Origin of the sequence: Synechococcus sp. W65.1, assembly GCF_047461615.1 — a bacterium.
Classification (GTDB): Bacteria; Cyanobacteriota; Cyanobacteriia; order Thermostichales; family Thermostichaceae; genus Thermostichus.
The window spans coordinates 81,913-101,594 of record NZ_JANSHI010000006.1 but is presented as its reverse complement, the minus strand read 5'-3'; the positions used below and the strand labels follow the sequence as shown (position 1 = coordinate 101,594).

General features: G+C 60.5%; 15 protein-coding genes. 8 read left to right on the top strand and 7 right to left on the bottom strand.

The features are described 5' to 3' along the window. Positions 1-23 precede the first annotated feature (23 nt). Entirely contained in the window at positions 24-1,049 is a 1,026-nt protein-coding gene (locus tag NW806_RS04935; protein WP_414410236.1) for a long-chain acyl-[acyl-carrier-protein] reductase, read from the top strand. Between the two features lie 643 nt (positions 1,050-1,692). Here NW806_RS04935 and NW806_RS04930 read toward each other — a convergent pair. The 3 genes from NW806_RS04930 to rpoB all read right to left on the bottom strand — a co-directional run bounded on the left by NW806_RS04930 (position 1,693) and on the right by rpoB (position 10,968). Further along, positions 1,693-5,598 (bottom strand): DNA-directed RNA polymerase subunit beta', encoded by a 3,906-nt coding sequence (locus NW806_RS04930; RefSeq protein WP_414410235.1) that lies wholly within the window; start codon positions 5,596-5,598, stop codon positions 1,693-1,695. A gap of 2 nt (positions 5,599-5,600) precedes the next feature. Further along, on the bottom strand, positions 5,601-7,484 hold the full coding sequence (locus NW806_RS04925) for a DNA-directed RNA polymerase subunit gamma (protein ID WP_414410234.1): 1,884 nt from the start codon (positions 7,482-7,484) through the stop codon (positions 5,601-5,603). A 97-nt stretch (positions 7,485-7,581) separates the two neighbouring features. Beyond that, complete coding sequence (gene rpoB / locus NW806_RS04920) at positions 7,582-10,968, bottom strand: DNA-directed RNA polymerase subunit beta (protein ID WP_414410233.1); 3,387 nt, start codon at positions 10,966-10,968, stop codon at positions 7,582-7,584. Positions 10,969-11,403: 435 nt separating this feature from the next. Here rpoB and NW806_RS04915 point away from each other — a divergent pair, with 435 nt between their 5' ends. Then, the gene (locus NW806_RS04915; RefSeq protein WP_414410256.1) at positions 11,404-12,117 is read left to right on the top strand and encodes a heme oxygenase (biliverdin-producing); all 714 of its coding nucleotides are present in this window, start codon (positions 11,404-11,406) and stop codon (positions 12,115-12,117) included. Between the two features lie 60 nt (positions 12,118-12,177). On the opposite strand, the gene NW806_RS04910 is transcribed toward NW806_RS04915, so the two are convergent. Further along, positions 12,178-12,642, bottom strand: a complete 465-nt coding sequence (locus NW806_RS04910; RefSeq protein WP_414410232.1) for a pentapeptide repeat-containing protein — start codon at positions 12,640-12,642, stop codon at positions 12,178-12,180. Between the two features lie 170 nt (positions 12,643-12,812). Between NW806_RS04910 and pyrR the strand changes: the two genes are divergently transcribed. Genes pyrR through NW806_RS04890 form a run of 4 tightly spaced genes read left to right on the top strand, consistent with a single transcriptional unit; the run spans position 12,813 to position 16,771 of the window. Further along, positions 12,813-13,352, top strand: a complete 540-nt coding sequence (gene pyrR, locus NW806_RS04905) for a bifunctional pyr operon transcriptional regulator/uracil phosphoribosyltransferase PyrR (protein ID WP_414395964.1) — start codon at positions 12,813-12,815, stop codon at positions 13,350-13,352. A 47-nt stretch (positions 13,353-13,399) separates the two neighbouring features. Next, positions 13,400-14,377, top strand: a complete 978-nt coding sequence (locus NW806_RS04900; protein ID WP_414410231.1) for a putative 2-dehydropantoate 2-reductase — start codon at positions 13,400-13,402, stop codon at positions 14,375-14,377. A gap of 30 nt (positions 14,378-14,407) precedes the next feature. Continuing rightward, positions 14,408-15,001, top strand: coding sequence for a metal-binding protein (locus tag NW806_RS04895; protein WP_414405163.1), 594 nt, complete (start codon positions 14,408-14,410; stop codon positions 14,999-15,001). 45 nt (positions 15,002-15,046) lie between these two features. After that, positions 15,047-16,771: an ABC transporter ATP-binding protein gene (locus tag NW806_RS04890; RefSeq protein WP_414410230.1), complete on the top strand. Its 1,725-nt coding sequence runs from the start codon at positions 15,047-15,049 to the stop codon at positions 16,769-16,771. A 3-nt stretch (positions 16,772-16,774) separates the two neighbouring features. Here NW806_RS04890 and NW806_RS04885 read toward each other — a convergent pair whose 3' ends face one another. Together NW806_RS04885 and NW806_RS04880 are read right to left on the bottom strand one after the other, a co-directional pair. Next, on the bottom strand, positions 16,775-17,686 hold the full coding sequence (locus tag NW806_RS04885; RefSeq protein ID WP_414410229.1) for a PfkB family carbohydrate kinase: 912 nt from the start codon (positions 17,684-17,686) through the stop codon (positions 16,775-16,777). Positions 17,687-17,694: 8 nt separating this feature from the next. Further along, a complete protein-coding gene (locus NW806_RS04880) occupies positions 17,695-18,558 on the bottom strand; it encodes a M48 family metallopeptidase (protein ID WP_414410228.1) in 864 nt (287 codons plus the stop codon). A gap of 136 nt (positions 18,559-18,694) precedes the next feature. Between NW806_RS04880 and NW806_RS04875 the strand changes: the two genes are divergently transcribed. Then, positions 18,695-18,817 (top strand): hypothetical protein, encoded by a 123-nt coding sequence (locus NW806_RS04875; RefSeq protein WP_414396121.1) that lies wholly within the window; start codon positions 18,695-18,697, stop codon positions 18,815-18,817. Next, a complete protein-coding gene (locus NW806_RS04870) occupies positions 18,795-19,202 on the top strand; it encodes a YraN family protein (RefSeq protein WP_414410227.1) in 408 nt (135 codons plus the stop codon). The genes NW806_RS04875 and NW806_RS04870 overlap by 23 nt, the downstream gene beginning before the upstream one ends. Here NW806_RS04870 and ruvX read toward each other — a convergent pair. Beyond that, positions 19,169-19,648 (bottom strand): Holliday junction resolvase RuvX, encoded by a 480-nt coding sequence (gene ruvX, locus NW806_RS04865; protein ID WP_414405168.1) that lies wholly within the window; start codon positions 19,646-19,648, stop codon positions 19,169-19,171. The two genes, NW806_RS04870 and ruvX, sit on opposite strands and share 34 nt — an antisense overlap. Between the last annotated feature and the right edge of the window lie 34 nt (positions 19,649-19,682).

Here is a 19,682-nt window from a genome sequence, read left to right as displayed (position 1 = left end):
ACAAGCTACGTGAGTGAGCCTCTATGTTTGGCCTGATTGGGCACTTGACCAGCCTGGCCCATGCAAAGCAAGTGGCAGACAAGCTGGGGTATGCCGAATATGCAGAAAGTGACCTGGACTTTTGGTGCATGGCTCCACCTCAGGTGGTGGACGAAATTGTAGTTACCAGCATCACTGGCCAGAAAATTTATGGTCAGTACGTCGAATCCTGTTTCTTGCCGGAAATGCTGGCCAGCGGTCGGGTCAAAGCCGCCTGTCGCAAGGTTTTAAACGCGATGGCTTTAGCCCAGCGGCGAGGCCTTGATATCACTGCCCTGGGCGGGTTTAGTAGCATTATCTTTGAGAATTTTCGCCTCGAAACCCTCAAGCGGGTGCGCAACGTCAACCTGGAGATCCGACGCTTCACCACTGGCAACACCCACACCGCTTACATCATTTGTCAACAATTACAGGCGGCAGCCCAGCGCTACGCTATGGACTTGGCCGCTGCCACCGTTGCCGTGGTGGGAGCTACCGGCGATATTGGCAGTGCTGTTTGCCAGTGGCTGGTGAACCGCACTTCAGTGGCCAAGCTGTTGCTTGTAGCCCGCGAGCGTCGACGCCTAGAAGAGCTGCAGGCCAAGCTTAAAAAAGGAGAGATCTGTTCCCTGGAAGAGGCCTTGCCCCGTGCCGATTTCATCGTCTGGGTGGCCAGCCTGAGCCAGGGGGTAACCCTTGATCCACAGGTGTTGCCGGATCCCTGCGTCATCATCGACGGTGGCTATCCAAAAAACATTGCCTCCCAGTTGCAGCGCAAGGGGCTATATGTTATCGACGGCGGCATGGTGGAGCACTCGCTGGATATTGAGTGGACTATCATGCGGTTTTTGAATGTGGCCAACCCTGCCCGTCACCTCTTTGCCTGCTTTGCCGAGTCAATGCTGCTGGAGTTTGAGGGCCTGCACACCAATTTCAGTTGGGGCCGCAACCTGATTACCCTGGAGAAACTAGATCTCATCGGGGAATTGTCTCGTAAGCACGGCTTCCGTCCCCTCATGCCGGCAGCTTAGGTTCAAAGACAGCTGCGGGAGCGCTTCTATAGGAGAAGGTAAACTCCCCCGCCGGTTAGAGGTTGGCAAACCAACCACCCTCCTGCGCCGGTTTACGGAAGCTCCAAGCAAGGCAATTATCTTGGCTGCGTTGCAGCCCACATCCGCTCTGAAAGACTCATACAGCCCCGGACAAAAGCGGACTTTTGCTCCAGGTTGAGGCTTTCTTCCTGCTTCCATGACATATAGCTAGCAGCAGAGTTCACCTCCACTACCCCACTAGAGGGATCTCCCCAGGCGTCACTTCCCGTCGAGCTGACGGTAGCTGCTCCTTGCTCTGGTTCGAGCACACAGGCTCAAGACAGAGCCAACTTTAGCCTAGGCAAAAGGCCTACCAGAGGAAATGTACCTGCCAGCCTAGCTAATCCACGTGAAGGCAGAAGGTGCGTTGGCGAGGTTGCCCATTGTGCCACAAAGCGGCATTTTTGACTGCCTCTTGCCTGGATGGCTATTTTCTCCCAGCCCCCTCCCAGGAGGAGAAGGGAGTTAGCTGACGGGGCAGCAACTGCTACTGGCATTGGCTCTGGCAGCAGCTGTAGGGGGTGTTTTACTGCCACCAGCTTGCCAGTGCTGGGCCGGATCCCCAAACTCAGGCAAGCGCGGCTTACTCTTCTTCCTCCTCCTCCGGCTCGTCGACAGGGGTGGAGTCGTCGATGAGTTGGTCGTCCTCCAGGACCACGCGGCGTGGCACCGTCGGCAGCACGGCTGGAGGTTCTTCCTCCTCAGGAGGCTCCGGCTCTGGAGCCATCTCCTGGTAGGTGCTAAAGCCTGTGCCTGCCGGGATCAGGCGGCCAATGATGACGTTCTCCTTCAGACCCCGCAGCCAGTCGGATCTGCCCTCGATGGCTGCCTCGGTGAGCACCCGCGTGGTTTCCTGGAAGCTAGCTGCCGAGATGAAGCTGTCGGTATTCAAGCTGGCCTTGGTGATCCCCAAGAGGACAGGTGTGTACTTGGCCGGCGCCCCGCCACTGACGGCTAGGGAGGCATTCTCTTGCTGGATTTGCCGCAGCTCTACCAGCTCACCCGGCAGCAAGACGGTGTCACCGCTGTCGTCCACCCGCACCTTGGAGGTCATCTGGCGTACCACAATCTCAATGTGCTTGTCCGCAATCTCCACCCCCTGCGAGCGGTAGACGTTCTGGACCTCGTTGACGAGGAAGCGCTGCACCTCCCGTAGGGCTAGCCGCGCCGCTTGGTCGTCTCCCAGGGTCTGGCGGTAGTACTCGAAGTAGATCTCCAAAAGATCATGGGGGTTGGCAGGGCCGTCAGTCAGGGGATCCCCTACCCCCACCGACTGGCCGTCCACCACCATCAAGCTCTGCCCTGGCAGCACGGCATAGGGAGTAACCGTGCCATCAGCTTCAATGACCTTGAGATCCGGCTCCTCTCCTTGCCAGCTTAGCTGCACGGTGCCGGGTCGCTTGGCCAAGACACACATTTCCTTGGGTTTGCGAGCCTCCAGCAGCTCCTCCACCCGCGGCAGCCCCTGGATGATGTCGCCGGTCTTGGCCCGCTCGAAGATTAGGATAGCTAGGGCATCCCCCCGCTGAACCAGATCTCCATCTCGCACCTGGAGGATGGCACCTGCCGAAACCAGGTAGGGTCGCGCCCGCCGCAGCACCAGGTGATCCTCCGCAATTTGCATCACTTGTCCCGACTCGGGAGCAGGGATCCCCGGCGCCAGTTCTTCTCCAGCTCGCACTAGCGCTCCCACCTCGACGCTGGCTGGCCCGTCTAAGGGTACCGTCAGCAGATCGTCGTCGGTAATCACCAGCACCCGCCGCACCACCTCGGTGCCCTCGCGGATCCCTTGCACAATCCCAGCTTTTTTGGCCTGGATCTCGGTGCGGGCGATAACCCCCCCTCTGCCGACGGTGTCTCCTTGGTTAACCAACAGCCGGGTGTGGGTACTCCCCTGAGTTAGATCTGCCTCTACATCGCGGCGCAGCAGCAAGGTTTCCAGAATCACCAGTTGCAGGCGGCGGATACTGGGATCCTTCTCATCCTGGATGAGCTCAATATCGGCCTTGAGCTGCGGCGCGTCAGTATCGATCTCCAGCACCAGTTGCGTGCGCAGCAATTCCACCGGGCCCACCGACTTGACCCGCTCCCCATCCTTGAAGGGAACCCGCTGGACAGCCCGCAGACGAATGGAGCGACCGGACTCGCTCGTAGACTCCTGGGTGGGCACCACCGGTCGGTCGGGGATTTCATACTCATACACCGGCCGCAGCAGGATGCCGGGTCCTTCGGGAGTTTCCACCTGCTCCAGATAGACCAGTCGGTCAGGGACAATGCTGCTGAGCAGCTTTTGACCCGGCTGGATGAAGGTACCGGTGGGGATTTCCAGGTCAGCGGGATCCTCCACCAGATGCAGGGATCCAGGCTTGATGACGATTTCCCGGAGGATGTCGTTTTTCTGGATAACCTCGACAACACCGGCATTTTGGCAGAAGATGTCCTTCACTACCTCGGTGCCGGCTTCCACGTACTGGCCATCTTCCACATTGAGGAGGGAGATGTCCTTGTTCACCTCATGGGTCTCCTCCGGGATCCACAGCAGGGTGCCGCCGCGGATGACTTCGTAGCCCTGCTTTGCTCGGCCCCGCCGGGCTACCTCAACGCCAGCAAACTTTGCCAAGCCTCCCGTGTGGCTGCGGAAGTGGTTGTCGATGAGCTCCGCCACCACCTCGTCGTTGCCCACCTTGGTACCTGGTGTAGCCTTGAGAACAAAAGTCTGGCCGCTGGGCGTGTCCAGCAAAAATTGCTCTCGGCCTTGGTGAGATTCCACCCGCACCCGCGCCTCGTGGAGCACCACCGCCGCATTGATGATCTCCACCTCCCGTCCGCCTTTGATGTCGCTGCGCTCTGGCAGGCGCACGATGCCACCGTGCTCGGTGACCAGCGAGGTTTCGGCAATGACATCCCCCGGCTGCACCCGATCCCCGTTTTTTACCACTGGCTCAGCGCCGGGAGGCAGGTTGTACACTTGGCCAGACAGGACCCAGATCAGCCCTTGCCGCTGGGCAGTAGAGGTGGTGTTGCCCTGGCGGTCGGCTTTCTCCTCGATGAGCAGGTCGGTAAAGCGAATTTCCCCCGCCAGATCGGCCACCACTTCCTTCTGGGCTTTCTCGGTGCTCTTGCGCACCGCTTTGGCTACGGCCACTTCCGCAATTAACTGATCCCGCTGCACCAGGGCCCCATCTCGCACCAGCAGGGTGGATCCCTGGGTCAGGTCGAAGACTTCCCGCTGTCCCTCTGGCCCTTCCAGAACGATTTGGTTGTTGACCTCCACCTGGAGGGCATCGTCGCCGTGGCGGGTGCGGAAGGGGCGGGTGCGCAGGTTTTTCGGGAAGCGCACTACCCCGGCAAAGGGGGCGCGAATTTGGCGAGCCACCTCCCCTGTAAACACCCCTCCCGTGTGGAAGGTGCGCATGGTCAACTGCGTGCCCGGCTCTCCAATCGATTGGGCGGCAATGATCCCGACCGCCTCCCCCAGATCCACCAGCCGAGAGTGGGCCAGGCTCCAGCCGTAGCACATGCGGCACACCGAGCGGTTGGCTTCACAGGTAAGGGGAGAACGCACCATTACCTGCTGGATGCCCGCCTCCACAATGGTTTTGGCCAAGTCGTGATCTACCTCTTGGTTGCGGCGGGCCAGGATCTCCTGGGTTTGCGGATGCACTACATCTTGGGCCAGCACCCGCCCTACCAGGCGCTCCTCCAGCGGCACAACGACTTTATCGCCATCCATCAAGGCCTGGAGCGGGATCCCTTGGTCCGTGCCGCAGTCGGCTTCTCGCACAATCACGTCCTGGCAGACATCCACCAAGCGGCGGGTGAGGTAGCCGGAGTCGGCAGTCCGCAGCGCCGTGTCCACCAAGCCCTTGCGCGCGCCGTAGGAGGAGATGATGTATTCGGTCACGGTTAAGCCCTCGCGGAAATTGGCCTTGATGGGCAGGTCGATGATCTCCCCCTGCGGATTGGCCATCAGGCCGCGCATGCCCACCAACTGCCGCACTTGCGAGACGTTCCCCCTTGCCCCCGAGTGGGCCATCATGTAGACGGAGTTGAGGGGATCGTTCTGGCGGAAGTTGTTGAGCATTTCCTCTTTAATTTGCTCATTGACTTGGTTCCAAGTGTCGATGACCTTTTGGTAGCGCTCCACCTCGGTAATCTCGCCGCGGATAAAGCGCTCTGTGGCCGCCTCGATCTCCGCCTCTGCCTGGGCCAAGAGCTGCCGCTTGCTGGGCGGAATGCGCAGGTCTTCAATGCTGATGGAGACGGCAGCTTGGGTGGCGTACCTGAAGCCCAGGGTCTTCAGGGCATCCGCCATCTGCGCTGTGCGGGCAGTGCCGTAGCGGGCAAAAGCCCAGGCAATGAGGTTGTGCAGCTCTTTTTTGCCGATTTGATAGTTGCGAAAGGGAATAGGAGGCGGCGGGGTCTCGGCCCTAGAGCTAGAGGCAGGCTGCCACCGCAGGCTGGGGGAAATTTGTCCTTTTTCGCTCATGGTTATGCCAACAGAATGTCCTGCACCGTCTTGTTGAAGATGATCCGGCCTGGCGTAGTGCGAATGTATTGACTGATAACGTTGCCCTCTTGATCCTCGCGGATGCGGCGGTAGTTGGTGGTCTTGAGGCGGGTACCGCCTGGCTCCTCGACAATCTGGGGCTCTGACTCTTTTTCTCCTTTGCCCAACTCCATCGGGCCGCTGTAGCGCACCCAGATTTTGCTGTGCAGGCCAATGATGCCGCGGTCGTAGGCGACAAGAGCATCCTCCAGGCTAGCAAAATAGCGGTCGTTAACCTCGGGTGCCTCGGGGTTGTCCACTGTCAGGTAGTAGCAGCCCAAAACCATGTCTTGGGTAGGGGTAATGATGGGGGCACCGGTGGCTGGGGAGAGGATGTTGTTGGTGGCCAACATCAGCAGGCGCGCTTCCGCCTGGGCTTCCAAGGACAGAGGCACATGGACAGCCATCTGGTCGCCGTCAAAGTCAGCGTTAAAGGCGGGGCAGACCAAGGGATGGAGCTGAATTGCCCTCCCCTCCACCAGAACCGGCTCAAAGGCTTGGATCCCGAGGCGGTGCAACGTGGGAGCGCGGTTGAGCAAAACTGGGTGGCCGTCGATGACCTCCTCCAGCACGTCCCAAACCTGCGGGTCATTGCTTTGGATGAGCTTTTTGGCGGCTTTGATGTTGTTGACGATATTTCGCTTGATCAACTTATGGATGACGAAGGGCTGAAATAGCTCAATGGCCATCTCTTTGGGCAAGCCGCACTGGTGCATGCGCAGGTTGGGCCCCACCACAATCACCGAGCGCCCTGAATAGTCCACCCGCTTGCCCAGCAGGTTTTGCCGAAAACGGCCCTGTTTGCCCTCGATGATGTCCGACAGGGACTTGAGGGGACGATTGTTGGCTCCCACCACCATGCGCCCGCGCCGCCCGTTGTCAATGAGGGCATCTACCGCCTCCTGCAGCATGCGCTTTTCGTTGCGCACAATGATCTCCGGCGCCATGATCTCCTGCAGGCGCGCCAGGCGGTTGTTGCGGTTAATCACGCGGCGATAGAGGTCGTTGAGGTCACTGGTGGCAAAACGGCCCCCATCCAACTGCACCATCGGGCGCAGATCGGGAGGGATGACCGGCAGCACCCGCAGCACCATCCACTCAGGCCGAGCTCCCGTGGCAATGAAGTTGTTGATGACCCGCAGCCGCTTGATCAGGCGGGCTCGCTTCTGGCCGCGGGCACTGGCGATTTCCTCGCGCAACTTCTCCGCCTCTTTTTCTAGGTCAATGTCTTTGAGCAGGCGTTCGATGGCCTCGGCCCCAATCATGGCCCAGTTTTCCGGCAGCTGCAGGTTGGATCCCTCCTCGTACATCTGATCTTCGATCTCAAGGTATTGATCCTCCGTCAGCAGCTGCTTGTAGGAGAGGTTGGGGGCATTGCCCGGATCCACCACGACGTAGGCGTTAAAGTACACCACCTGCTCCACGTCGCGCAGCGGCATGTCCAGCAGGGTGGCAATGTAGCTAGGGATCCCTTTCAGATACCAAACGTGGGTAACCGGGGCAGCCAGCTTGATGTAGCCCATGCGATAGCGGCGCACCCGCGACTCCGTCACTTCCACCCCACAGCGTTCGCAGACAATGCCGCGGTGCCGCACGCGCTTGTACTTGCCACAGTGGCACTCCCAGTCCTTAACCGGCCCGAAGATGCGCTCACAGAAGAGACCATCCATCTCCGGCTTGAGGGTGCGGTAGTTGATGGTCTCTGGCTTGGTAACCTCTCCCACGACTTGGCCGTTGGGCAGGGTGCGCTGGCACCACTCCATAATCCGCTGGGGAGAAGCCAACCCAATCTTGATGTAGTCAAAGCGCTGCTCTGGTCTGGCCATAGCCATTTCTCCTGACTTGCTGCCTTAGCACCTAGATAGGAAGGAGAGAGGGATCCTCCCCCCTTTCCTCCCTTGGCTGAAACCTGCCTGGCGCCACCTAAAAATCGTCCTCGTCTTCTTCCTCGTCCCGGCTGCGGCTAGCTACGAAGCCTTCCCTGGCTGCTGGGGAGAGATCCTCAGCCGTAATTGACTGGTAAGTGGGCCGAGAAGGGACATGGCGGGTCGAGACATCGGCCATTAGGTCTACCTCCACATGGTGGGGCTGGCCTTTGCTGTCCACCTCCACCTTGTACACGGAGACGTCCAGGCACAGGGACTGCAGCTCCCGCACCAACACCTTGAAAGATTCCGGCGTGCCTGGCCGAGGAATGGGCTTGCCCTTGACGATGGCGTTGAGGGCCTCGTTGCGCCCCACCATGTCGTCCGACTTGACAGTCAGCAGTTCCTGCAAGATGTAGGCCGCCCCAAACGCCTCCAAAGCCCACACCTCCATCTCCCCAAAGCGCTGGCCACCCTGCTGGGCTTTACCCCCCAGCGGTTGCTGGGTTACCAGCGAGTAGGGGCCGGTGGAGCGGGCGTGGATCTTGTCGTCCACCAAGTGCACGAGCTTCAGCATGTAGGCCCGGCCCACCGTAACCGGCTGGTCGAAGGGCTCGCCCGTGCGGCCGTCAAACACCTGCACCTTGCCGCAGTATTTGCCCTCAGGGTTGAAGATCCAGTCCTTGCCGGTCTTCTCGCGCGCCTCCCGCAACTTGGCTTCCACGGTCAGTCGGGAAGCCTCCAGGCCGTGCATTTCATCGAAGGGCATTAGCTTAAAGCGCACCCCCAAGTGCTCCGCGGCCCAGCCCAGCAGGCACTCGTACACTTGGCCCACGTTCATGCGGGAGGGCACTCCCAGGGGGTTGAGCACCACGTCCACCGGCGTGCCATCGGGCAGATAGGGCATGTCCTCAACCGGCAAAATGCGGGAGATGATGCCTTTGTTGCCGTGGCGGCCAGCAATCTTATCTCCCACCTGGATTTTGCGCTTGAGGGCAATGTAAACTCGCACCACCATGTTGGCCCCCGGCGGCAGCTCATCCCCCTGCTCGCGGGTAAAGATGCGCACATCCACCACCCGCCCGCGCTCACCGTTGGGCACGCGCAGGGAGTTGTCCCGCACATCGCGAGCTTTCTCCCCAAAAATGGCCCGCAGCAGCCGCTCTTCCGGAGGCTGATCCGACTCCCCTTTGGGCGTAACCTTGCCCACCAGAATGTCGCCGGCTTCCACCCAAGCCCCAATGCGCACAATGCCGTTTTCGTCCAGGTTGCGCAGGGCATCTTCCCCCACGTTGGGGATCTCGCGGGTAATCTCCTCCGGCCCCAGCTTGGTCTGCCGGGCCTCAATTTCGTATTTCTCGATGTGCACGGAGGTGAAGACATCATCGTAGACCAGCCGCTCGCTGATCAAGATGGCGTCTTCGTAGTTGTAGCCCTCCCAGGGCATGTAGGCCACCAGCACGTTCTGGCCTAAGGCCAGCTCGCCGCCCTCGGTTGCTGGACCGTCAGCCAGCACCTGGCCGGCCACTACCCGATCCCCCACGTAGACCAGAGGACGCTGGTTGAGGCAGGTGTCTTGGTTGGAGCGCTGATATTTTTGCAGGCGGTAGACAATGGGATCTCCCCCATCCTCGGGCCGCACCACGATTTCATCGGCGGAAACATAGGTCACCACCCCGTTGGTGCGCGACACCACCACCATGCCGGAGTCCCGCGCTGCCTGGGCTTCCAGGCCTGTGCCCACGTAGGGCCGCTCTGGCTTGAGCAGGGGCACCGCCTGGCGCTGCATGTTGGCTCCCATCAAGGCGCGGTTGGCGTCGTCATGCTCCAGGAAGGGGATCAACGAGGTGGCCACCGAGATCACCTGCACCGGCGACACCTGTACGTAGTGCACCTCACTGGGGTGAGCAGTGGTGAATTCTTGGCGGTAGCGCACGGGCACCACCTCGGCAGTGATGCGGCCTTCGGCGTCCACCGGCACGTCCCCTGGCGCCACGCGGTACTCGTCCTCTTCGTCGGCGGTGAGGTAGACCATCCCCAGGTCTTTGCGCACCACGCCGTTCTCGACGCGGTAGTAGGGGCTTTCGATAAAGCCGTATTGGTTGACGCGGGCGTGGGTAGCAAGGGACCCAATCAACCCGGCGTTGGGCCCTTCGGGGGTTTCAATGGGACAGATGCGCCCGTAGTGGCTGGGGTGGATGTCCCGCACGGCAAAGCCAGCCCGCTCCCGCGTCAGCCCCCCAGGGCCCAGAGCCGACAGCCGCCGCTTGTGGGTCAGCTCTGCCAGGGGGTTGGTCTGATCCAGGAATTGGGAGAGCTGGCTGGAGCCGAAGAACTCCTTAATAGCTGCCACTAGGGGCTTGGGGTTAACCAGCGAGGCAGGGGTGAGGTTTTCCGACTCGGAAACCGTCATGCGCTCGCGAATAATCCGCTCCAGGCGGTTGAGGCCCACCCGCACCTGGTTTTGCAGCAGCTCGCCCACCGAGCGCACCCGCCGATTGCCCAGGTGGTCAATGTCATCCACCTGGCCAATGTCGTACTCCAAGTTGATGAGGTAGTCGATAACGGCCAGAATGTCGGTAACGGTAAGCACCCGAACATTTTCGGGCACCGTCAGGTTGAGCTTCTTGTTGAGCTTGTAGCGCCCTACCCGGCCTAGGTCGTAGCGCTTGGGATCAAAAAAGCGCGATTCCAGCAGTTGCTGGCCGCCAGAGACCGTAGGAGGCTCCCCGGGCCGCAGCTTGCGGTAGAGCTCCATCAGCGCCTCTTCTTCGCTGTAGTGCCCCTCCTCTTCCATGGTCCTTTGGAAAAATTCGGGGTGGCGCAGGCTGTCGTAGATCTCCGAGTCACTTAGGCCCAAAGCTTTGAGCAAAACTGCTGCTGAGAGCTTGCGGGTTTTGTCGATGCGCACCCACACCAGCCCCTTCTTGTCCGTCTCAAACTTCAGCCAGGCACCACGGTTGGGAATGAGGCTAGCGCTATAGGTGCGGCGGCCACTTTTGTCCAGCTCCGCCTTGTAGTAAACGCCGGGGCTGCGCACAATCTGGTTGACGATCACCCGCTCCGCGCCGTTGATGATGAAGGTGCCTCGATCCGTCATCAAGGGCAGCTCGCCCATGAAGACGTCCATGTCTTTGATTTCGCCCGTCTCCTTGTTGATTAAGCGCGTCGGCACCCGGATTTGGGCTTGATAGGTGGCATCCCGCCGCTTGGCCTCCTCTGGGTCGTAGCGCGGCTTGTTGATCTTGTACCCCTTGGAGGGATCCCCAGGCCGGTAGTCTGGCAGAAAGTGCAGCTCCAGCTTGCCGGTGTAATCGACGATGGGAGAAAAACTCAGGAGCTCCTCTTCAAACCCTTCCCGTAAAAACCAGAGGAAACTTTCCCGCTGAATCTCTACCAGGTCAGGTAAGGTAAGAACAGGGGAGGGAACAGCTAACGAGCTCATGCGTTGCTTAGCAGGGCTTGCGCTGCAGTCAGGCCTCCAATTATAGAAGCCCCGCCAACGATCGTCAACGAACTTTACAAGGGTTGGCGGCAACTCCTGCCTTTAGCCTGGGAGCTAGCAAGCTCTGCTTCCTCTCCAACCTGCCTTAAGGATTGTTCACATCCATTCACACTCGGGCGGATTATTCTAAGCTTAAGCCATTGACCGCCAGTCGAGTGCTGCTTAGATAGGGATGGCGGGGAAAAAGAAGCATCGAGCCCCGGAGAAGGGCGTTTAGCTGCCGCAGCGAGCGGTCTGCGTTGCCTTTGCCGGGTCTGCTGCTGAGGCATCCCTCGCTGCCTCCATAAGCCGGTCAATGGCCGGAGCCAAGCAACTTTTTACAAGGAGGGTTTTGTGAGTAAAGGTTTGCCCAGCCAAGAAAATCAAAACGCTGGCCTGTCAACCCAGTTGCGGGAGGGCACCAAGCAGTCCCACACCATGGCCGAGAATATGACCTTTATCAAATGTTTCCTCAAGGGAGTGGTTGATAGGCGTACCTACAGCCGCTACGTGGGCAATTTCTACTTTGTCTACAGTGCGCTGGAAGAGGGGTTTGCGCGGTTGCGAGAGCACCCGATAGTGGGTCAGCTCTACTACCCCGAATTGTGGCGCAAGGCCAGCCTAGAGAAAGATTTGAACTATTTCATCGGTCCCCATTGGTCCTCTGTGGTCAAGCCCTCTCCCGCTTGCCAAGTCTATGTCAACCGCATTCAAGAAGTGGTGGAAAAAGATCCGGTTCTGCTGATTGCCCACGCCTACACCCGCTACATTGGCGACCTGTCGGGCGGCCAGATCCTGAAAAACATTGCCCGCCGGGCCCTGCGCCTGCCACCGGGGGAAGGCACCGCCTTCTACGACTTTGAACAGATCCCGCACGAGGGCAAGTTTAAGCAGCGCTACCGCGCTCAACTGGATGCGCTGGGGCTGGACCAGGCTACTATCGAGCGCATTGTGGCAGAAGCCAACTACGCCTTCAAGCTCAACATGGACTTGTTTAGAGAGCTGGAGGGCAACTGGCTGCTGTCCATGGCACGCATAGCCTGGAACTCGCTCCTGGGTCAGTTTCAGCGCAAGCCTGCCCCCTCAGAGGCGGCTGCCCCCAGCTCGTAAGCTAGGGCTATTTCCAAAGTTTCGCCCCTCTCTCCCAGGGAGGGGGGCTGGGGGTGAGGGCTAGTTGCACCCAAGGGTGTCGCGGGTGGCCCGGCCGGTAACCGGGTTAACGCCGCTAGCCCGCTCGCAGAGGATGGCGAGGGCATCCTTGCGGATTAGGGCATTGGTAAAATCTGCTCCCTCGATCTCGATCCCTTCCACCCGCACCAGCCACATCATGCTGTCTTGCAGTTGGGCTTCCCGCAGATCAGCACCCTGCAAATTGGCCATGTCCAGGGTGGCGCCGCGCAGATCCGCCCCGCGTAGGTTAGCTTTGCTGAGGTTGGCTCCGAAAAAATTGGCTCCTGCCGCCTTCACGTGGCTGAGATTGCTCTGTCGCAGGTTGGCTTTGAGAAATTTCCAGCCGCTCAGGTCTTGTCCGGCAAAGTCTGCCCCCTGCAGCTCCCGCTTGCTGTAGTCTTCCGCCCAGGCCGGGGATCCCAGCAGGAATAACCCCAAGGCCAGCAGAGGGAGAACCGCCAGCACGGCCCGTAAACAGCGGGCCCACCTAGGCCCTCTTTTCTCCGTCGAAGCTGGACCTGTAGCGGACACTGCAGTGGACATGGCGGATCTCTCCCTTCTAGGGCTTTATATCCTATCCTACTGGCTGCGGATCTGGGCTAACTTGGGCTCCTATAGGTCGGCCTCAACTGTCCATGTCCACAACCGAGGTGTTCAATGCCCAGGAGATGGCTAGGCAAATGGCGGCTTTGGCGGCGGCCATTGGCAGGGATCACCCCCACCTGGACAGGCTGGTGTTGATCGGCATCCGCACCCGCGGGGTGCCTTTGGCCTACCGGCTCCGGGATGGCATAGCCGAGCTGTTTGGGATACCGCCCCAGGTAGGGGAGTTGGACATCACCTTCTTCCGCGACGACCTGGGCTCTGGCCGGCTGCGCACTCCCGATCGCAGTGAAATGCCCCGGGATCTCACTGGCCAAGAGGTGGTGCTAGTGGACGACGTTATCTTTCACGGCCGCACTGTTCGGGCGGCTTTGGAGGCCCTGAACCACTTTGGGCGCCCAGAACGGGTGCGCTTGGCCGTGCTGATTGACCGCGGCCATCGGCACTTTCCCATTCAGCCGGATTACTGCGGCCATAGGCTGACCACAACTCCCGAGCAAATGGTCAAGGTGCACCTGCGCGAAACCGACGGCGAGGAGCGGGTGCTGCTGATCAACCCTGATCCTGAGTGAGCTCTCCAGAGTGCGCTAGGGTGGGGATATCGGCTCAAGGTTTTGCGATGTCCCAGTTGCCGGAAAGCCGCCGCTATGCGGTTTTGGGCAGTGACGCCGTGGGAGGATTCTACGGGGCCAAGCTACAGCAGGCCGGCTTTGAGGTGCATTTCCTGCTCCATAGCGACTACGAGCAGGTGCGCCAAAACGGCTTGTGGGTGGAATCCTGCTGGGGAGACTTTCACCTGCCCCAGGTCAATGCCTACGCCTCCGTGGAGGCAATGCCCCCTTGTGAGGGAGTAATCGTGGCCCTGAAAGCCACCCAAAATCACCTTCTGCCCCGGCTGCTGCCGCCTGTGCTGGCTGAAAAGGGCGTGGTGATCCTGCTGCAAAACGGCTTGGGCGCAGAGCCGGAGATTGCCAACTGTGTCGGCCCTGAGCGCGTCGTGGGTGGCCTCTGTTTCATTAGCTCCAATAAAGTTGGCCCTGGCCATATCCGCCACCTCGACTATGGCTCGGTACTGCTGGCCGAATATGGCCCTGGCTATGCCCCCCAGGGGATCACGCCCCGTCTGCAACAGATCCAGGCCGATTTTCGACGGGCTGGGATCCCTACCTCCCTCTCGCCGGATCTGATGGAGGCCCGCTGGCAGAAGTTGGTCTGGAACATTCCCTTCAATGGCCTCTCGGTTGTTTTCAATGCCGACACCCAGCAGATGATCCGGGATCCGGAAGCCCGCGCCCTGGCAGAAGCCCTGATGCAAGAGGTGGTGGAGGGAGCTGCGGCCTGTGGTCGCCGGCTTCCCCCTTCCCTAATTCCCGAGATGCTGGCTAACACCGAGAAGATGGTCCCCTACCGCACCAGCATGAAGATTGACTACGAGCGCAAGCGTCCCCTGGAGCTGGAGGCTATTTTTGCCAACCCTCTCCGCTATGCCCAGCAGGCTGGAGTCCAAATGCCGCGGGTGGAGATGCTCTACCGGCAGTTGCAGGTGTTGGATCGCCTCAATCGAGGGATCCCTGCTTTTTCCCCCACTTGCGGCTAGACTCAGCTCCAGGGGAGGGCTGCGCTCTTTATGCCCTGGGGATCCACCCACGATCGCCTCATCCTCTGGACAGCTCCCGGCATTACCTTGGCAGCGGCTTTGCTGGGCAACAGTGCCGCTGTGGCTTTGGCGGTGGGGTCGGCCTATCTCTTCAGCGGCCTGATGTTTTCCGGGGATCTGGACACTGACTCTCGCCAGTATCGCCGCTGGCTGTTCCTGCGCTGGATTTGGCTTCCCTACCGCCGCTGGCTGCGGCACCGCTCCTTCTGGTCCCACGGGCCGCTGGTGGGCACTGCTCTGCGGCTGCTCTACCTGGGCTTGTGGGTGACAGGGGTAGGCCTGACCGCCGCCTGGTTGGGATCCCACCTGGGCTGGTGGCCGTGGCAGCCGGGGATCTGGCGGGACAACCTCTGGCAGTGGCTGCAAGCCCACGCCGAGACCCTGGGGTGGGTGGGCCTAGGGCTGGAGCTGGGATCTGTCAACCACAGCCTTAGCGATTGCCTGGTCTCCCGCTGGCGCCGTTGGCGCAAAAGATGGCAGGGGGAGGCCAAAGGAGAGCCAGTTTCCCTCAGATCCCGCAAAAAAGCTGCTAGGAGGGGATCCCGGCAGCCGTTGAGGAGCTAATCTCCGCTAAGCTGATCGGGGCAGAAGCCTTTTGGATGGCCCTTGGTGCAGCCGCTGCGTAGCTATCGCCGTCTCTTTCCCTTCATTCGGCCCCATCTGTGGATGTTGCTGCTGGGGCTAGTCTGTACCCTCGGCTTTGTCCTCACCATGCCTGCCCTTGCCTACTTGATCGAGTGGGTGGCTCGCTCCATTGGCGCTGGGGATCTCAGGCAACTGCGGACGTCGGCCTTGATTGGGGTGGTGTTCTTCTTAGTGCGTGGCGCCTTCCAGTACGGCCAGGACACCCTCATGGCCAGGGCCTCCCTGCAGATGGTGTTGGAGCTGCGGCAGCGGGTCTACGCCCACTTGCAAGGATTGGACGTGGACTATTTTTCCGGGAGCCGCACGGGTGACCTTGTCTATCGCCTCACCAGCGACCTGGATCGGGTGGGGGAGGTGGTACAGCGGTTTTTCCACCGCTTTATCCCCAGCGTGCTCACCATCCTAGCCGTGGTGGCCTACTTGTTCTACCTCAACGGCATCCTCACCCTAGCCACCCTGGTGATTGCTCCCCTGATGGGCGCCTTGATCAGTTGGTTTGGAGAGCGGCTGCTGCAGCGCTCTCGCCGCAACCAGGAGAGCATGGCCGACCTGTCTTCTCTGTTAACGGAAGTCTTTGCCGCCGTCAGCCTCACCCGCGCCTTTGCTGCCGAGGACTACGAGATCCGCCGCTTCAGCGCCCTGGCCGAAAGCAACCGCCTGGCTCGCTTTCAAACCGAACAGGTCAAAGCCATCCAAGACCCGGTGGTGGGCTTTCTCTACGCCATGAGCGTCCTGGGGGTATTCTGGGTAGGGGGCTGGCAGATTAGCGAGGGCAACCTGACCGGCAGCCAGTTCCTCGGCTTCATTGCGGGGGTGGCTCTGCTCATCGATCCCATTGTCCACATCACCAATAACTACAGCGACCTAAAGCAAGGGGAGGCTTCCGTGGAGCGGATCTTTGAGCTCCTAGATACCCGCCCCCGCGTGCGCGAGCTGCCTGGCGCCCGCCCCCTGCCGCCGATTCAGGGCTGGGTGGAGTTCGATCGGGTCTCCTTTGCCTACAAGCCGGGTCAGCCGGTGCTTAAAGACATCAGCTTTCAGGTAGCTCCCGGCGAGATTGTTGCTCTAGTGGGATCCTCCGGGGCCGGCAAGTCGACTTTGGTGAATTTGATCCCTCGCTTCTACGATCCGCAGCAGGGGTGTATTCGCATCGACGGCATCGATATCCGCACCGTCACCCTCAAAAGTTTGCGTCGCCAAATTGGCATCGTCCCCCAGGAGATTACCCTCTTTTCCGGCACCATTGCCAGCAACATCGCCTATGGCCAGGAGCACGTTGACCTGGAGGCAGTGCGCCAGGCGGCCCGGGTGGCCAATATTGATAGCTTCATTGAGAGCCTGCCTGAGGGCTACGCCACCCGAATCGGCGAGCGTGGGATCACCCTCTCTGGCGGTCAGCGGCAGCGGCTAGCTATTGCCCGCGCTGTGCTGCTCAACCCCAAGATTCTCATCCTGGACGAGGCGACCTCCGCTTTGGATAACGAGTCAGAGGCCTTGGTGCAGGAGGCCCTGCAGCGGCTCATGCAGCGCTGTACCGTTTTTGTTATTGCCCACCGCCTCTCCACGGTGCGCAGCGCCCATCGCGTTTTTGTCCTCGAAGAGGGGCAACTTCTAGAGCAGGGCAACCCCCGCGAGCTCCTGGTTAAAGGAGGACGCTACGCCCAGCTCCACTGGCGCCAGTTTCAGTAGCTCCTAGAGCCCCCACCGCTGGCGGAAAGGGCTATAGAACTCTGGGTCTTGGGGTGCACCCCCCGCAACTCCACAGATGGCTGCGGCAAACTCCACTGCCCGCTGCAGCAGTACTGCTTCTGGCCACCTTCGCAGCAGGCCTAGGATGGCCACAGCGCTAAACCCATCCCCTGCCCCTACTGTATCCACCAGCCGTAGCGCTGGCACCGCCTCCGCCCGATACACCCTCTCAGCCGTAAACAAGAACGCGCCTGCAGCCCCCAAAGTTAGGAACAAGCCCTTGAGGCCCAACTGCGCCCGCAAGAGCTGCCCCTGCTCCACCACCTCCCCGCCAGGGATCCCTTCCAGCTGAACCACTTGCTCTAGCTCCGCCTGGTTGAGCTTCAGCCAAGTGCAGGTGCGCAGCATCTCCCGGATGGGGCCTGGGTGCCACCAGGGATCCCGCAAGTTGAGGTCCAAAAACACCGGACAGCCTAAAGCCAGGATGGCCTCCTGGAAATGGCGGTGGGCTGACTCTTGCCGTGCGGCCAGACTACCCCGGTAGAGGAGGCTGGGCTGGAAGGCCCTAAGGACAGCCGGATCCAGCTCGATGAAGTCATAGGCCTGCTCCGGCAGGATGGCAAAGGTTGGGATTCCCTCTCTGTCGAGGGTGACCTGGACTTGACCGGTGGGGTGAGCTGGATCCCGCTGCAGCCCCTCTAGACGTAGCCCCTGCCGCCGCAGCGCCCTCAACACCTGTTCTGCTGCCTCATCCTGGCCAATGCGGCTAATCAGGAGGGGATCCAACCCCAGTCCCTTGAGGTTCCAGGCCACATTCAAAGCGGCTCCTCCCAGCACCACCCTGTCAGGGAAGCAATCCAGAAGAACCTCTCCCAAGATCAGAGGCGGGCCAAGCGGCGCTTCGAGAAGAGCCATCCTGGTTTCTAGAACGCGGGGACGCCGTGCCGCTCGAGAATTTGCTGATAAGTGTTACTGCGGAACCAGCGCTCGATCTCTCGGGCTCGCAGCACCGGCAACGGATGGGTACGGCCAAGGGTTTGGAGTTGCTTGAGCTCCAGTTGCCAGAGATCGCTATCCAGCTCCTCGTAGGTGCGGGCCTGTTCCAGAAAGGCATCCACGTTGAGCTTGGCGGCCAACTGCGGCGAGCCGCCGCACAGCTTCATCAGCACTGAGATTACGGTTCTGGCGTCCTGGGTAACCAGCAGCGCTGCCCGGTCGCAGGTAAACTCAGCACAGCGCAGCCAGTGCAGCAGTTGATCCTGCAGGGCGCGGTAGAACAGGCCGCCAAAGGGGAGCAAGCTGGTGGAGAGCACGAGAAGGTTGGCCATCGTCAGATAGACGCCGTGGTTGCATTTGAGATGGCCCAGTTCATGGGCAATGACAGCTTGCAGTTCCTTTGGCTCCAGCAAATCCAGCAGGGAGCTGTGCAAGACAATGAAAGGCTTTTTCCCCTGCATGGCAAAAGTGTAGGCGTTGGGCACAGGGTTTTGCCGCACATAGAGCTGGGGCACCTCCAGATCCAAAATGCGGCAGGCTTGAACCAAAAGCTGGTAAACTTCCGGCAACTGCTGCTCGTTGATTTGGATGCTGGAGGCAATGTTATCCAGGTAAAACATCTCCCCCGCCGTGGAGCCAAGCAAGTTTTGAATTAGCAGGCCTAGGCCCGGCAGTTGCTGCAGAGAGCGGGTGGCTTGCAGATCCACTGGATGGCGAAACTCGTCGGCCCGCAGGCCCAAGAGGATGCGAGGCTCGCTGGAAGCAGTTGGCATAGAGGGCGTGGAAGACATAGGAGGCTGCAGGAAAACGGTAAGCTTGAGAGGCAAAAAGCAGTAGCGACGCTCCTCCCATTCTGCCTCAACCAAGGGTAGGGGGTGGCGGCGGGTTAGGCTATCATGGCTGAGGACAAAGGTGGGAGAAAACCGCGTGGAGGCAAAATCGATCTTGGTGGCGGTTGCCCTGATCCTCTCTTTGGCAAGCTTCTACTTTGGCACCCGCAACGGCTTCTACGACACTGACAAGTATCATGGCAACGGCTCTGCCCACTAGGCGCAAGCACACCGCCCCTCAAGAGGCTGGCAGGGCCGGGGAGGCCTGCGTGCAGCGGTACCTGGAAGGGCAAGGCTGGCAGATCCTGGCCCGGCGGTGGCGTTGTCAGTGGGGGGAGGTAGATCTGGTGGCCTACAAGGCAGGGCTGCTGGTTTTTGTGGAAGTTAAAACCCGCCGCGGCCAGGGCTGGGATCAGGGCGGACTTTTGGCAGTTGGGACCCGGAAACAGCAGCGCTTGATCCAAGCTGCCCAAGCCTTCCTGAGCCAGCATCCCCAGGTAGCGGAAGCAGCCTGCCGCTTCGATGTGGCCCTCGTGGAATATCGGCCTGGTGGTGGCTACGCTTTAGTCGACTATCGGCAGGGAGCCTTTGAGGTGGAGCGGTAGCGCCGCTCATCCAGCCAAGTTTGTAAAATCACGGCCGCCGACTGCTGATCGATTAAACCCTTCTGGGCTTTGGCGGGTATCCCTGCCTGGCGCAGATCCCACTCCGCCTGCACGGTACTTAGGTACTCGTTAACTGTCTCTATGGGTAAATCCACAGCCGCCTGGAGAGCCTGCACAAAGCGCTGCACCTTGCGGGCTTGGGATCCCACCGAGCCATCGGCCAAAAGAGGGATCCCAACCACCACCACGGTGGCCTGGCGGCGGCGAATCCACGCCTGCACTTGAGCGATATCTTCTGCGAGGGAGCGGCGCTGGATCACCCCCAGGCCAGTGGCCAATAGCCCCAGCCCATCGGAGCCGGCGACACCAATGCGGCGATCGCCCACATCCAGCCCCAGCGCCGAAAAGGGCTCCCTTGTGGGAGAATAGTTCAGGCTTGTGGACATCCGGGTTTCCATCTTGGCGACATTGGAACGGCCT